Here is a 14,547-nt window from a genome sequence, read left to right as displayed (position 1 = left end):
GAAAGGACGAAGGATAGTGGTGCTGGTCTAGCCGGATGGGCCGCCGAAGAGGCCGCCGCTATCGCTCGACTCGCTGGGGCTCGGATTTGAACTGGGACTGGAGCTCGGGCAAGGCTCGCTGGCTTTGCCTCCAAAGATGCCTCCGCAGTCCCCGTTGGTGGTGCTGCCGTCTCCACCACCGGCCCCTGCGCCCCCGTCCGCAGTCTCGCCGTCACTGCCTGTGGTTGTGCCGCCGACAGTTGTGCTGAGGTCGCCGTCGCCGGTGCCGCCGGTTGCGCCTGTGTCACTCGGCCCCAGATTTCTCCCCAGGTGGAAGACGGTTTCAGCGGTGAGTCCTTCGAGGCTGGCCGTCACGAAGTACGTACCGTCGTCGAGCTTGCCGCTAGGAGTGCCGCATTTGGGTTCGCTTCTTTTGCGCTCCCATCTGAAGGTTTCGGTCACGGTTTCCTCGCTAGTGAGCCCCACCCACCGGGCCTCCTTGCTTGGCGGACAGTCACCTGAGGACCAGACTCGCTCGTCCTCAGCGGTACTGATCGTCACTATTGATGAGGTGCGCCCCAGGTTGACCCGGCAGGCGCCGTCACCATCGTGTTGGATCATCAGTGGGAACTCGGGCCACACGTCCGGGCCGTAGGTGTTCGCCGCACTTTTCACCCGCAGTGATAGATCTGTCTGGATGCATGGATGCAAAGCCATGACTTCAGCAGTGTTGACTGGACGGTCGCCAATGCTAGCCATGGGGTCCCTAGTGCCGATACTCGCCGTGGGCGATGAGGAGCTGGGGGAGGGTTGCACTTGCACCGGCCGAGCAGAGTCGCGTGGGGAATCGGAAATAGAGGAACTATCGGCGTTTCCCTCAGACCTCGCTGCACTGATGGAGTCGGACCGAAGAATAAAGCCAGCTATTACAGGCAGTATCAGGGCAAGAATGATTGCCCAGGAGGCAGGACCAGTGCGTCCGGGGGCCCGCATGCCCCCACTGTGGCGGCGCTGGTTGCTTGAGTGCGGGATTGCCAACTGCACCGTGCCACTAAGTTCCGCTGCCCTCCTTTGCTCCCGCCGAGGCTCAGGAGCGGGTGAGGCGCCAAAGGCTCGATTGCGTCCCAGCACAAGCAGTTCGGCGGTCTTTGTTCCGAGGCTCTGCGGAACCGGGAGGCACTCCGCTTTCATCGATGCAAGCAAGTATCGATACACGTCGCCTATCGTCAGCAGTTCAGGCCCGCCGATGATGCCCTCATTAAGCAATCGGATCAGCCTGCCTGTGAACGCCGTATGCTTTTCACCCTCAACAATCAGCGCAACCTTGTCGCGGGGGGCCGAAGTGAGGACGTAAGACCCGTCCACTTCGATCTGGCCGAGGAGCGTCGTCGACGCATCCGCCAACGAGCCAGTGATGGCCCGCCCGGAGAAGCAGCAATCCAGGACAATGACCTTGAGTGACGCCGGACTGTCAAGGACGGCGTCGCGCAAGTTGTCATAGGCAAGGGAGTTGAACGCAGGCGCAGACTCTTCACTCTCGGTGAGCGCCAGGTATAATTCGTGCCGCCTACCACCCACCAAACCGTGGCCCGTGTAATACACGAGCAACAGATCCTCCGCAGCTTCGACGGTGGATCGCAAGACGCGGCCGACCTGCCGCACGTCCCCCTCGTCGCAGATCACGGTGCAGTGCTCTTCGGAGATCACTCCGTGCTTCGGATCCGTCAGAGCCGCCGTCAAGTCGTACAGGGTATCGGGCACTACCGGGAGATCGAACAATTCGGCGTTGGCGTACTGGCTCGCACCAATCAGGAGCGCCCGGGATCGTCGGGGGTCTGGCAGATGCATGACTACTCCGGATTCTCACCGTTCAGAGCCAAGCGAAACATGTTCTCGACGTCTGACACTGCGACTCGTTTGGCGTCAAGCTCCACGGTTCGCCCGTTTGCACAGCGCACCTTTACCCGCACATCGGACCTTCGCGGATGGGAAAGCCATACCTTTAGCGCACCAGCAAGGCCGACTATTAGTGTGCCGCTGGACCCGACGGCAATGATCAGGTGATCGGCGATTCCCCCCATTTCATTCGGGCCAGGGCTGGGACCGCTCACGCGCACCCGGCCTGCGAAGTCAGGATCGCCCCGCAGCCAGTCACTTAGGGATTCCAGGCACGCCATAGAATCCGGAGCCTCAATTGACACCCTAAGATCCATTAGGTACTCATTCCGCCTGTCCCTGCTAGAGCGTTTGATTTCGCGGCAAACAACTGCGGTAAGTCGGTGATGCCCTCACCTTTCCTCGGGCGCTGTGATTTTTTCGCGCTGAAGATCCCTATGAGGCCAGGCTGATGACTCTCTTGTACCGACATACCGCCATGGATCACCCCACAAGGCGCAGGTCTCGCCGCTACCTATAGCTGGACAATCAGATCAGCCGAGACGCGCAGGCGGCAAATTCACTTGCATGGCACAACCAAGGACTTAAAACCAAAATATTCGCTCAGCTGTCCGAAATTCGAGCCCGAAAGGAACAGGAGTCTGGATTACTCCCCGCATACTGAGTAAAGGGACGTCCCCGTCTCCGCAAGCGCGGCAGGGAGAGAGTGCTCGGCCCCGGACATTGTCCGGAGGTGTTCCAGTTGGAATCGATCCGGTCACGAGCGCTCGCGTAACGAGACGGCGGCCGAACCCTAACTTTGAGGCGACGGCTCTGGCCATGGGCCCGCAGCCGGGGCCGCGCCAAGGGTTGTGCGAATCCGAGCGCGACCCGTCAGCGACACCGGCGGGCGTTGAGCCGGGCGGCCTGGCGCGTCAGGTGGTCGCGCTCGGCGAGGTTGGGTGCCTTTTGGGCCGCCTCGGCGTACAGCCGTGCCGCCGTCGCCAGGTCGCCGTCGCGCTCGTGGAGGTAAGCAGCCACCGCCGCGCGGCGGGGCATGGGGTATCCCTTGCTCGAAGAGCTTGGGGAGGTGTCGTCCAGCGCCGCGAGCGCCGCCAGGCCGGCGCGCGGTCCGTCGGCCTCGCCGACGGCCACCGCGCGGTTGAGCCGGACGACCGGGCTGTCGGTCAGGCGCGTGAGCTCGTCGTACCACTCGACGATCTGCACCCAGTCAGTCTCCTCGGCGGTGGGTGCGTCAGCGTGGAGTGCAGCGATGGCGGCCTGGGCCTGGAACTCGCCCAGCCGGTCGCGGGCAAGGGCCGCCTGCAGGATCTCGACGCCCTCGGCGATCGACTTGGTGTCCCACCGGCCGCGGTCTTGCTCGGCGAGCGGCACCAGGCTGCCGTCGGGCGCGGTGCGGGCCGTGCGCCGGGCGTGGTGGAGCAGCATGAGGGCGAGCAGCCCCGCCACCTCGGGGTGGTCGATCGCGGCCGCGAGCTGCCGGGTGAGCCGGATGGCTTCGGTGGCGAGGTCGACGTCACCGGAGTAGCCCTCGTTGAAGACCAGGTAGAGGACGCGCAGCACGGTGGCGACGTCGCCGGGCTGGTCGAACCGCACGCCGGAGACGGTGCGCTTGGCCCGGCTGATGCGCTGCGCCATGGTCGCCTCGGGCACCAGGTAGGCCTGGGCGATCTGGCGGGTGGTCAGCCCGCCGACGGCGCGCAGCGTGAGCGCGACCGCGGACGAAGGCGTCAGTGACGGGTGGGCGCACAGGAAGTAGAGCTGGAGCGTGTCGTCCACCGCGGGCGCGGTCCCGGGCACCGGCTCCTCGTCGACGAGGTCCTCACGCCGGCGGCGGGCGGCGTCCGCCCGGGTCGCGTCGAGGAACCGGCGCCAGGCCACGGTGACCAGCCAGCCCTTCGCATCCCGCGGCGGGTCGGCCGGCCAGACGCGGACCGCCTCGACCAGCGCGTCCTGCACGGCGTCCTCGGCCGCCGCGAAGTCGGCTCCGCGGCGGACGAGGATCCCGAGCACGCTCGGCGTGAGGCTCCGGAGCAGGGCCTCGTTCATCGATGAGGGCACTCCGTGATGGTGGGTTGTGCGGCCAGGAACGGGCGCACTTCGAGCCACTCGTGGATCGGCTTGCCGCCCGCCCCAGGGGCGGCCGACAGCTCTCCGGCCAGCTCGACGGCACGCTCGTAGCTGTCGACGTCGATCACCATCCAGCCGGCGATGAGGTCCTTGGTCTCGGCGAACGGCCCGTCGGTCACCGGCGGGCGCCCCTCACCGTCGTACCGGACCCACGTCCCCTCGGGGGCAAGCGCCTGACCGTCGACGAACTCGCCGGTCCCCTCGAGCCGGGCCGCGAAGTCCTGCATGTACTGCACGTGGGCCGAGATCTCCTCCGGCGTCCACTGGTCCATGGGCACGTCGTTCACCGCAGCCGGGGCTCCGCGGTAGTGCTTCAGCAGCAAGTACTTGGCCATCGTGTTTCTCCTCGGTGCTGGTGCGACCCATTGTGGTCGCGTTCACCCGGGGACGGAGCCGGCCACGGGTTCTCGACATCGCCGTCCGCATTCTTTTGGCTCTCGTGGATGAGCCTCGTCCTCGGCCTCACCCGCGATCCCGACGTTGGCGGTGGACGGGGTCTGGTGGTGCTGGACGTCGAGTCCGACGCCGATCTGACCGGCTGTCCGGACTGCGGGGTGGTCGCGGTCGGCCACGGCCGGCACGTCCAGGCCCTGCACGACGTCCCGTCCTTCGGCACGCCAGTGCGGGGTGCGGTGGCGCAAGCGGATCTGGCGCTGCCCCGAACCCTCGTGTCGTCGAGGGATCTGGACCGAGGAGCACGACTTCGCGCCGCCGCGGGCCAAGCTCACCAGCCTGGCGGTGGAGCGGGCGGTCGGATCCGCGCGCTGCTGCGGTCTGCTGCGGCTCGACGACACCACGGTGTCGGCGATCGCGCGGCGGCTCGGGTGAACTGGCACACCTGCTGGAACGTGGTCAAGAAGCACGCCGAGACCTCGATCGACATCAAGAAGCGCGCATCGGGGGTGAAGGCCATCGGGGGTGCATGCCATCGGGGTGGACGAGCACATCTGGCGCCCGAGCAGGATCTCCTCCGCGGACAAGGCCGTCACGGTGATGGTCGACCTCACCCGCGGCCCCGACCGGCGTCTCTGTGCGCGGCTGCTCGATGCCGTGCAGGGCAGGTCCGGCACGGGCTACGCCGACTGGCTCAAGGAGCAAGGGGCCGAGGTCACCGTGTCGGTCGAATGCGCCGCGCTGGACCCGTTCCGCGGGTACCGCAACGCGATCCGTGACGAGCTGCCCGACGCGGTCGCGGTGCTCGATGCCTTCCACGTCGTCAAGCTCGGGGGCAACGCACTCGACGAGGTCCGACGCCGTGTCCAGCCGGCCACACTCGGACGTCGTGGGCACAAGGGCGACCCGCTCTACCGGATGATCCGCCGCACTCTGCTCACCGGAATTGAGCACCTCACCGACCGGCAACGCACACGACTGGACCAGTGGCTCCCGCTCGGCGACCCGAACAGCGAGGTCGAGGTCACCTGGCACGTCTACCAGCAGGTCCGCTTGATCTACACCGCCACCAGCTCCACCGCCGACCGCAAGACCGCAAGACCGCAAGACCGCCGAGAAGGCCCTTGAGTCGCTCCACACCTGCCCGATCACCGAGGTCGCCATCGGGCCCCCCGCGTCGCCCACCTGGGGCGACACAGGGTCAGCCCAGCGGTTAGCTGTCGCCCTTGCGGGAGCCCAGGGTGACGTCCACCGTTGACGTCTTGCCGTCGCGCTCGTACGTGAGCTTGACCTGGTCGCCCGGCTGGTGGGTCCAGATCGTGCTGATCAGGGTCGGGCCGCTGTCGATGACCGTGTCGTCGAGCTTGGTGATGACGTCACCGGGCTTCAGGCCCGCCTTGTCGGCCGGCCCGCCCGGGGTGACCGCCTCGGAGCCGCCGTTCCCGGTCTGGGAGATACGGGCGCCCTCCCCCTGTTCGCGCATGTCCACCTGGACGCCGATCACCGGGTAGACCGGCTCGCTGGTCCTGATCAGGGTCTCGGCGACGCGCTTCGCCTGGTTGATCGGGATGGCGAAGCCGAGGCCGATGCTGCCGGACTGCTGCGCCTCGCCGCCGAGCCCGTTGCCCGCCGACTGAATGGCGGAGTTGATGCCGATGACCGCGCCCTCGGCGTTGAGGAGCGGGCCGCCGGAGTTACCCGGGTTGATCGAGGCATCCGTCTGGAGGGCGCTCATGTACGAGGCGTTGCTGCTGCCGCCGTCACCTGAGGCGACGGGGCGGTTCTTGGCGCTGATGATGCCCGTCGTGACCGTGCCGGCCAGGCCGAAGGGCGCGCCGATCGCGATCGTGGCGTCGCCGACCGCGACCTTCTTCTCCGAGTCGCCGAGCGGCAGCGGGTTCAGCTTCGCGTCCGAGGCGTTCTTGAGCCTGAGTACGGCCACGTCGTAGCCCTGGGCGCGGCCCACCACCTCGGCGTCGTACTTCTTGCCGTTGGAGAAGGTCGCGGTCAGCTTGCCGCCGTCGGCCGCGGAGGCCACCACGTGGTTGTTGGTGAGGATGTGGCCCTGCTTGTCGTAGACGAAGCCGGTGCCCGTGCCGCCCTCGCCCTGGCTGCCCTGCGCATCGAGCGTGACGACGCTCGGGAGCGCCCGCTGCGCTATGCCGGAGACGGACTTGGGCGAGCGGTTGAGGACCTCGGGGTCGCCGGACGCGGAGACGGTGGTCGAGCCGGTGCTGTCGCCACGGTCGGCGGCCAGGTAGCCGATACCGCCGCCGACGCCGCCCGCGACCAGCGCGGCGGTGAGTACGGCCGCCACGACCATACCGGTCCGCTTGCGCGGCGAGCCGCCGGGCGGCGGCGGTACGGGGTCGGGGCCAGGGCCACTGCCCCAGCCGCTACCGGGCGGTGGCGGGGGCGGCCAGCCGGCGCCCCCGGCCGGGCTCGCGGCCCCCGGAGACCCGGGCGCCTGACCCGGCTGACCAGGCGCAGCGGGCTGACCATGTGCACCGGGCTGACCCGGCGCACCAGGCTGACCGGGCTGTTCCGAGTGGGCCCCCGAAGGCTGCTGCGGCTCCTGACCCGGGGATGCGCCATGTGCGGACCGCGCGCCGTACGCCGGGTACTCGGCGAATTCGGCCGTACGGGCGGCGGACCCGCCGTCGAAGCCACCGTTGAAGCCACCGTCGGAGCGGCCGTCCCCTGCACCCACCGTGGGAAGCTGCGCTGTCCGCTCCTCCGGCGCCGGCAGCGCATAGTCCGTGTCCGCCTCCACGCGCGCGTGTCCCTGAGCGGGCGGCACGGGCGGCCGCGCCGGCTCGGCACGGCGCGCGGAGTCTGCGGTCGGTGCGCCGGACGCGGACGCGGGCCCGGCGACCGGCGTCTCGGGCGCCGACGGCGGCTCCACCCCAGGCGGAACGGCGGCGCCCTCGTTCTCGGTGCTCACAGCTTTCTCCTCAGGTGCACGTCAGTCGCTCTGTCGCGACGGTTACGTCAGTATTCATCGGTCACGGCCCACGTAACCCACTCTCGTCGCCAGCATTTCCCACAGGGCGTCAGAGCACCGTAAGCAGTGACGGTGGTATGGACCGCCATCCTTTATCCCGGACGAAACGGACGCATCCGCTGGCGCGCGAGCCGCGGCCGTACGAGCGTCGCCCCGCCCGGCGGTGGCACCATAACGCGATGACCTATGCGCACCCGGCCCGCGACCTCCGTCCGGGACCGCACAGGATCTCCGTGGTCGCCCACCGCGGTGCGTCCGAGGACGCCCCGGAGCACACGCTGGCCGCGTACCGCAAAGCCATCGAGGACGGCGCCGACGCCCTCGAGTGCGACGTACGGCTCACCGCCGACGGGCATCTCGTCTGTGTCCACGACTGGCGGGTCAACCGCGTCTCGAACGGCCGGGGCTCCGTGTCCGCCATGGAGCTCTCGGACCTCGCCGCGCTCGACTTCGGCTCCTGGAAGGGCACCAAGAACACGGACGAGTCCCCGGATCGGGACGAGACCGCGCGCGGGGACAGCACCTCCGTCCTCACCCTCGAGCGGCTCCTCGAACTCGTCACGGACGCCGGCCGCCGCGTGGAGCTCGCCATCGAGACCAAGCACCCGTCCCGCTGGGCGGGCCAGGTCGAGGAGAGGCTGCTGGAGCTGCTGCGCCGCTTCGGGCTCGACACCCCGCCCGCGGGCGAGCCCTCGGCCGTACGGGTCATGAGCTTCTCCGCGCGCTCGCTGCACCGCGTGAACTTCGGGGCGCCGGACATCCCGACCGTCTATTTGATGCAGTTCCTCTCGCCCCGCTACCGCGACGGCCGGCTTCCGGCCGGCACCCGGATCGCCGGGCCGGGCATCCGGATTCTGAGGAATCACCCCGGCTACGTCGACCGCGCCCACCGGGCGGGCCACCGTGTCCACGTCTGGACCGTCGACTCCCCCGCTGACGTGGAACTCTGCGCGCGCCTCGGCGTGGACGCCGTGATCACCAACCGCCCCCGGCAGGTGCTGTCCCTGCTCGGCCGCGCATAGAGCGTGCCCGGCGGGTCAGGTGGAGAAGCCCGCCGCCGCCCCCCCTTGCCCTTACAGGGAGTGCACCGGCGCGTTCGGTACGTATTCGATCGTTGCGAGTGCGCCACGGGATCGCGGTTGGCCGGTTTCCGGTCCAGTCCAAGGGGGCATCGTTCCCGTGGCGTGGGGCAAAGGAGGTCTCGGGGGTGGCGTTGGTGGTGGCACAGGAGGTGCCGACTTCGTCGATCATGGCCGTGCCCCATGGCCCAGCGGGCGTGGGTGCGGCGCGGCGCAGGATGCGCGAGGGGCTCCGGGTAAGCGGAGTGCCGGATTCTGTGGTCGATGACGCTGTCCTGGTCCTCTCCGAACTCCTCAGCAACGCATGTCGGCACGGTCGTCCGCTGCACACGGGGACGAACGGCGACGGGCCCGACGCGGTGCGCGCCGCCTGGCGCGTGGACGAATTCGGCAGGCTGACCGTCGAGGTGACGGACGGCGGGGGTCCGACCCGACCACTTCCGGCCACTCCCTCGGTGACGGCCCGGGGCGGCCGCGGGCTCAACATCATCACGGCACTCGCCCAGGACTGGGGCGTACGGGACGACGCGGCGGGCGAGGTCACCGTGTGGGCCGTCCTCGCCCCGGCGCCGCGGCGCCAGAGCATTTCTACGCGCGTGGGGGTCCCCGCGCTGGACGTCGCCGACCTCTTCAACGACCTGGACTGAGCGACCGCGCCCAGAGGCCCGGTCTCGACCAGGGCGCGACCGCGGCCGAAAACCCGGCCCAGGCCGGAGGCCCGACCTCATCCGGAGACCCGGCCGGAGACCCGGGCGGCAGGCGCGTTCGGAGGAGCGCGTCGCAGACCACAGCGAAGGGCTAGGCTCGGCGGCCAGGACACACCGCCGTAACGGAGAAACCCACGCCATGGCCAAGAAGCGCCCTCAGACGAAGGCCAAGACTTCCGGGAAGAGCTCTGCCACCCAGGTTTCCGATGGAGACATTCCGGTCGTCGGCGCACGCGAGCCCTGCCCCTGCGGTTCCGGCCGCCGCTACAAGGCATGTCACGGGCGGGCCGCCGCGCACGCCGTGACCGAGCTCGTGCAGCGCCCGTTCGAAGGCCTGCCGGGCGAGTGCGACTGGGTCGCCCTCCGCGAGCTCGTACCCGCCGCGACCGTGGAGCTGGGCCTCAAGGGCGGGCTGCCCGAGGACGTCCCGTCGGTCACGCTGGCGACGGTGCTGCCGATGGCGTGGCCCGCGCTGCGCCGCGACAACGGCGCTGTGATGCTCGGCCTGCAGAACGACACCGCCTCCGGCGACATCAGCCGCGACCTCGCGGACGTGCTGCGGCGGGCGCTCGAGGCCGCGCCGGGCACCCCCGTGGCCGCCGAGCGCGTCCCCGCCGACAGCCCGCGCCTCCAGGATCTGCTCGACCCGGCGGCCGCGTTCACGCCGGTCGTGCACAGCGGCTTCGAGTTCTGGTTGGACGACGCCGCGAACACCACGCCCGAGGTCGCCGCCTCCCTGGAGCGGGCCAACGAGGCCGCGATCCCCACCGCCCGGCTCTCCGGCGTCGAGGCGGCGTACTGGTGCCAGACCCCGGACAAGAACCATCTGCGCTGGGTCATGCCGCACTCCGAGGAGAAGCTGCTCGACGCCCTCGCGCGGCTGCACGCCGCGGGGACGTCGTCGCTCGGCGAGGGGACCCGTCTCGTCGGCTCGTTCCGGGCCCACGGGCTCATGGTGCCGGTGTGGGACCTGCCGAGTTCGGTGGGCGCGGAAGACGTGGAGAAGCCGGCGCAGGAGTTCGCCCAGCGGCTCACCGAGGCGCTGTCCTCCGACGCGCCGCTGACCGCCGAGGAGCGGCGGGCGCGCGGGGGGCTCACCAACCGGCAGGTGACGCTGAGTTGAACCGGGGCGGCCCGCGCTCGGGACGCCTGGACGTGACTCCTGTCACAACTACCCCTACTGAACGGTAAATCGGCGTCCGGAAATCCGCGATCGAATTTGCGAACGGCGGATCTCTTGTTACCGTTCTAGAAGCCCGGTCGCTGGTGCATCCCCCGTCGCCAGCGACCGGGCGTCTCCATGCCCCGGGTGCGATGCCCTGGCGCGGCGCCAGAGCCGCAGGTCAACCCGCTCAGCTGTAGGGGGAGTTGCTCCCCGAGCGCAGCAGCAGCCGGTCCGAGTCCGCTGCCGCGATCTCCGCCACAGCCCCGTACGCCGCTGCCCCGTACGCCTGGCTCTCACCCTCGCCCTGCTCTGTCGTGCGCTCAGCAGCGCCCCCAGCCGTCTCCCCAGGTTCAGCCGCCCGTTGCCCGGTGGGAGTTGCACCGGCTGCCCACCCCGGCGCACGCGGCGTCTCGCACGCCCCCGGGTCGTCCTTCGCGTCGAGGGTGCAGTACACCTGTACGGTCCTGCCGTCGGGACGCATCAGGCTCAGGACGGCCTGCAGCGTACGCCCGGTCGCGTTGCGGTAGTACGTGCGCCCCCACGTGTCGCGGCCCTCGCGCAAGACGCAGGTCTGGGCCTCGACCCCTTCAGGGGAGGTGAGTTCGGGGCCGCAGCGGGAGGTGCCGGTGAGGCCGAGGTCCGGCAGCAGAGCGGACGCGCCACGGGCCGCGACGGTGGAGCCGCCCCTCCCCGCGCCGCCAACCGCCTTGCCGTCGGCGTCCTGGGCGTTCTCGGCGTCCTCGGGGTTCTCGGCCGGTGCGGCGGGAACCGAGATGGACGGCGCGGCAGGCGGCGCCTCAGTCCTGTCGCGACGGTCGCTGCCCCGTCCCGCAGGGCCTGCTGTGGCAGCGGCCAGCGGCAGTACGAGGGCGAGGACCGCCGCGCCCGCGAGCGCGGCGGTGCGGACGTTCGACCCGTGCGCATTGGACGCCCGCTCCATGAGGACCCACCTGCAACTCGCTGAGAATGCTTGACGGCAGGCCGAACATATAGGGCAGAGCGGGGTTCTCCGGGCGCCCGGGGCCGTTTCCCGTATATCTCTGGCTCGCTCATACCCGTACGAGTGAACGCGCCTCGCGGCCACGGCCGACGGGGAGTTCGGGACCGCCCGACGCGAAGTCCCGGTCCCCGTATGGTCCGGCACGGATCTGGTACGGGTCCGGCTGGACCCGCAGAGACCGGTGCGGCTCCCGTACAGATCCGCACCGATCCCGTACGACCGGCTCAGTACGCGAGGCGGCTTCCCCCGCCGGGCGCGCTCGTGCTCGCCTCGACCAGCGCGTCCACGACCGCTTCGACGTCCGGCAGCCACGGCGCCGCCGACCCGGGCAGCGGCGCCCGCTCCCAGCGGACGAGTCCGGCGCCGGTCGCCGACGGCGGGAGCACCAGATAGCCGCCTTCGCCGTGGAAGCGCAGCGAGCTGGGCACCCAGTCCTGCCGGTGCAGCAGCTCGCCTAGCACCTCGAGGGAGTACGGCGCCACCAGGATCGACCAGCGGGTCGGGGTCGCCACGACGGGCCCGAGCCGGACGCCCATCCGGTCGAGCTCGGCGAGGGCCAGCGCCGCCGCGACCGCGGGCAGGCTGAGCGCGCAGGGCGCGCGGCCGCCGGTGGCCAGCACGATGGGGGCGGTGGGGCGGTTCTCCCACCACCACCGCACCATGCGGGCGTCGGTCGTCGCCGCCAGAAGTCCGGGGTCGAAGGGGTGCGCGCCCGGAACCACGCAGTCCGGGTGCGGACAGCTGCAACCGCGCGCGCCGCTGCCGCCGGCCTGGAGCCCCACGCCTGGGAGCACTGGCCAATGCCACTCGGTGGCGCAGGTGAGCGCCGCAGCGAGCATGGCCGGCTTCCCGCCGCGCCTACGACCGGGCAGGAACCTGCGTCGCCTTCCGAGGATCTCGCGCATGAGCGCTCGTTCCTTTCCGCTAAACGCCGAGGGTGGGGTTCCCCCTGCGGGAGGCAGGGAGAGCATCCATCGCGTCCTCACACACGCTGTACCGGTTCATGTACTGCTACCGGATGTACCGGATCTTTCTGGTGCACCGATCTCCGTATCGATCGAGTACCCGATCGACTGCATGGCAGTACGTGGTGCTCCGCGAACACGTTCAGTTCAGTTCGCTCACACCATGTGGATCATTCGTCACTGCGCGTTCAACTCAGCGCATCACGTCGCGGGCCGAGCGTGGGACATGGCGAGGGGTGGCGCCGCATGGCGCTTGCCGTCCCGAACCGTTTCCCTTGCCTTCGGCAGGGGAACCCCCACGCCATTCGGGGACGGGCGCCGTTGCCGAGTAGGACGCTCGAGGCCGCCGCGAGGTTCCGGGGCGCCCCCAACTGCCCCTGCCCTTCTCCGAGTACGTACCCACCACAGTGGAGGTGACGCGTTGTGGAATGCGTCCAGTCGACCGCAAATGCGCGAGACCAGGGCTTTTTTTCAGCCAACTTGTCATCATCACAGACACCAACAAGCCCGTCGGCACAGTGCTGGACACGCCCCAGGCCTACGTGTAGATGTGGAGGCATTGATAGCGGCGCAGCATGACATGGGGGTTTGCGATGCTATTGCGAGGAATGCAAGGCTGGCGCGTTTACGCGATGCCAGTCGACAAAACGCCGCTATTCCGGACATATAGCGCACCTGCTGAGGTGAATGCGGTTCCGTGGCCGGTGTTGTCACGGGCCAGGATCGGAAGCTGCAGACCATGAGTTCCCGCCATCTGCCGAAAGTGGCTGGAATCGATCCAGCACTTCCCTCGCCAGCGCACAATCCCGCCCCCACCTCCCCATCCGAACGGCCCCAGTCCGAGAGCGCAGCCCCCACCGCCCAGGACGTCAGCCCCGTCGATCAGCTCGCCGCCGTCCAGGACCGCCTCGCCGGCTGGATCTCCGATCTCACCACCCTGCACGAGCTCACCGAGCGCCTCGCCCGCACCGGCACGCTCGATGAGGCGCTGCACGAACTGCTGCGCGCCGGAGCCGCCCTCGTCGGCGCGCAGCGCGGCATGATCGTCCTCGAGCCCGCCGACGGCCAGGGCCCCGAGACCACGGTCGGCCTCGGCCTCGGCCCCGCCGAGCTCGGCACCATCGAGACCATCCCGCGCAGCGCGGCCTCCTATGGCCGGATCCTCGACGGGCTCCCGGAGAAGTCCGGCGGAGCAGAGGGCGCCCGCACCGAGGTCGCCCACCCCGATCTTCGCAACGAGCCCGATCTCGATCCCCGCCAGCGCGAGGTCGCCGCCCGCCTCGGCTACGCCGCCAGCTACGCGATCCCCCTCGCGACCGCGGCCGCGGGCCGCCTGGGCGCCGCCGTCTGGCTCTACGACGAGCCGACCGAGCCCGTCGAACGACAGCGCCACCTCGTCGGCCTCTACACCGATTACGCCACCGAGCACCTGGCCCGCCAGCTCGAACTGACCCGCGCCCGCGCCACCGCCGACACCCTCCGCGAGGAGCTCCTCCCCAGCCGGCTGCCGCGCATCCCCGGAGCGCGCCTCGCCGTACGGCACCGCACGGGCCCGCGCGGCGGCGGCGACTGGTACGACGCCCTGCCGCTGCCCGAGGGCGCGCTCGGCCTCGCCATCGGCAGCGTCACCGGCTCCGGGCCGAGCGCGGTGGCCGCCATGGGACGGCTGCGCGCCTCGCTGCGGGCGTACGCGGTGATGGAAGGCGAGGACCCGGTCGCCGTGCTGTCCGACCTCGAACTGCTGCTGCGGCTGACCGAGCCGGCCCGCTCTGCCACGGCGCTGTTCGTGTACTGCGAGCCCGCCGCGGTCACCTCTGGCGGAGCCCAGGGAAGGCAGTTCGTGCTGGCCGGGGCCGGGCACTGCCCACCGCTGATCATCGGCGAGCGGCGCACCGAGTTCGTGGAGACCTCCCTGTCCGCGCCGCTCGGGATGCTCTCCTGCTGGGAGGCTCCGAGCGTCGAGTTCGACGCGGCGCCCGGCGAGACCCTGCTCCTCTACAGCGACGGGCTGCTGCACCGTACCGGCGAGCCGATGGACCGGGCCTTCGCGCGGCTGCAGGCGGCAGCGGCGAGCATGCCCGCGGCCGTACGCGACGACCCGGGCGCGATCGCCGACCACGTGCTGCACACCGTCCTGCCCGACGGTCTCGACGCGGTCGACGACCCGGAGGACGTGGTGCTCCTCGCCGCCCGCTTCGACGAGGCGTGACGAGGCGTGGCGAGGTTATC

General features: G+C 70.0%; 13 protein-coding genes. 6 read left to right on the top strand and 7 right to left on the bottom strand.

Features of this window, described 5'->3' with window-relative positions; all coding sequences use genetic code 11:
• Positions 1-27: 27 nt before the first annotated feature.
• The 4 genes from ACTWQC_RS15725 to ACTWQC_RS15710 form a co-directional block, all read right to left on the bottom strand.
• On the bottom strand, positions 28-1,827 hold the full coding sequence (locus ACTWQC_RS15725) for a caspase family protein (RefSeq protein WP_443316300.1): 1,800 nt from the start codon (positions 1,825-1,827) through the stop codon (positions 28-30).
• Between the two features lie 2 nt (positions 1,828-1,829).
• Entirely contained in the window at positions 1,830-2,156 is a 327-nt protein-coding gene (locus ACTWQC_RS15720) for an effector-associated constant component EACC1 (RefSeq protein WP_443316403.1), read from the bottom strand.
• A 592-nt stretch (positions 2,157-2,748) separates the two neighbouring features.
• Positions 2,749-3,924 carry an RNA polymerase sigma factor gene (locus ACTWQC_RS15715; protein ID WP_443316299.1) on the bottom strand — a complete coding sequence of 392 codons (1,176 nt, stop codon included), beginning with the start codon at positions 3,922-3,924 and terminating at the stop codon, positions 2,749-2,751.
• Complete coding sequence (locus tag ACTWQC_RS15710; RefSeq protein ID WP_443316298.1) at positions 3,921-4,340, bottom strand: YciI family protein; 420 nt, start codon at positions 4,338-4,340, stop codon at positions 3,921-3,923. Before ACTWQC_RS15710 ends, ACTWQC_RS15715 begins: the two co-directional genes overlap by 4 nt.
• 292 nt (positions 4,341-4,632) lie before the next feature.
• Here ACTWQC_RS15710 and ACTWQC_RS15705 point away from each other — a divergent pair, with 292 nt between their 5' ends.
• Positions 4,633-4,833: a hypothetical protein gene (locus ACTWQC_RS15705; protein WP_443316297.1), complete on the top strand. Its 201-nt coding sequence runs from the start codon at positions 4,633-4,635 to the stop codon at positions 4,831-4,833.
• A gap of 105 nt (positions 4,834-4,938) precedes the next feature.
• Positions 4,939-5,526, top strand: coding sequence for an ISL3 family transposase (locus ACTWQC_RS15700; protein WP_443316296.1), 588 nt, complete (start codon positions 4,939-4,941; stop codon positions 5,524-5,526).
• An 85-nt stretch (positions 5,527-5,611) separates the two neighbouring features.
• Here ACTWQC_RS15700 and ACTWQC_RS15695 read toward each other — a convergent pair whose 3' ends face one another.
• Positions 5,612-7,342 carry a trypsin-like peptidase domain-containing protein gene (locus ACTWQC_RS15695; protein ID WP_443316295.1) on the bottom strand — a complete coding sequence of 577 codons (1,731 nt, stop codon included), beginning with the start codon at positions 7,340-7,342 and terminating at the stop codon, positions 5,612-5,614.
• 239 nt (positions 7,343-7,581) lie between these two features.
• Between ACTWQC_RS15695 and ACTWQC_RS15690 the strand changes: the two genes are divergently transcribed.
• The 3 genes from ACTWQC_RS15690 (at position 7,582) to ACTWQC_RS15680 (ending at position 10,311) form a co-directional block, all read left to right on the top strand.
• On the top strand, positions 7,582-8,424 hold the full coding sequence (locus ACTWQC_RS15690; RefSeq protein ID WP_443316294.1) for a glycerophosphodiester phosphodiesterase: 843 nt from the start codon (positions 7,582-7,584) through the stop codon (positions 8,422-8,424).
• Between the two features lie 98 nt (positions 8,425-8,522).
• On the top strand, positions 8,523-9,128 hold the full coding sequence (locus tag ACTWQC_RS15685) for an ATP-binding protein (protein WP_443316293.1): 606 nt from the start codon (positions 8,523-8,525) through the stop codon (positions 9,126-9,128).
• Positions 9,129-9,327: 199 nt separating this feature from the next.
• Positions 9,328-10,311, top strand: coding sequence for a DUF5926 family protein (locus ACTWQC_RS15680; RefSeq protein ID WP_443316292.1), 984 nt, complete (start codon positions 9,328-9,330; stop codon positions 10,309-10,311).
• A gap of 229 nt (positions 10,312-10,540) precedes the next feature.
• Here the strand turns inward: ACTWQC_RS15680 and ACTWQC_RS15675 are convergent, their stop codons facing one another.
• Positions 10,541-11,293 carry a hypothetical protein gene (locus ACTWQC_RS15675; protein ID WP_443316291.1) on the bottom strand — a complete coding sequence of 251 codons (753 nt, stop codon included), beginning with the start codon at positions 11,291-11,293 and terminating at the stop codon, positions 10,541-10,543.
• Positions 11,294-11,577: 284 nt separating this feature from the next.
• Positions 11,578-12,258 carry a bifunctional DNA primase/polymerase gene (locus ACTWQC_RS15670; RefSeq protein ID WP_443316290.1) on the bottom strand — a complete coding sequence of 227 codons (681 nt, stop codon included), beginning with the start codon at positions 12,256-12,258 and terminating at the stop codon, positions 11,578-11,580.
• Between the two features lie 799 nt (positions 12,259-13,057).
• Between ACTWQC_RS15670 and ACTWQC_RS15665 the strand changes: the two genes are divergently transcribed.
• On the top strand, positions 13,058-14,527 hold the full coding sequence (locus ACTWQC_RS15665; RefSeq protein ID WP_443316289.1) for a PP2C family protein-serine/threonine phosphatase: 1,470 nt from the start codon (positions 13,058-13,060) through the stop codon (positions 14,525-14,527).
• The last annotated feature ends 20 nt before the right edge of the window (positions 14,528-14,547 follow it).

It is taken from the genome of Streptomyces sp. 8N616 (assembly GCF_052246385.1).
In the GTDB taxonomy this organism is placed as follows: Bacteria; Actinomycetota; Actinomycetes; order Streptomycetales; family Streptomycetaceae; genus Streptomyces.
Note: the sequence above shows the minus strand (reverse complement) of the source record. Positions and strands in the feature narration are given on the sequence as shown.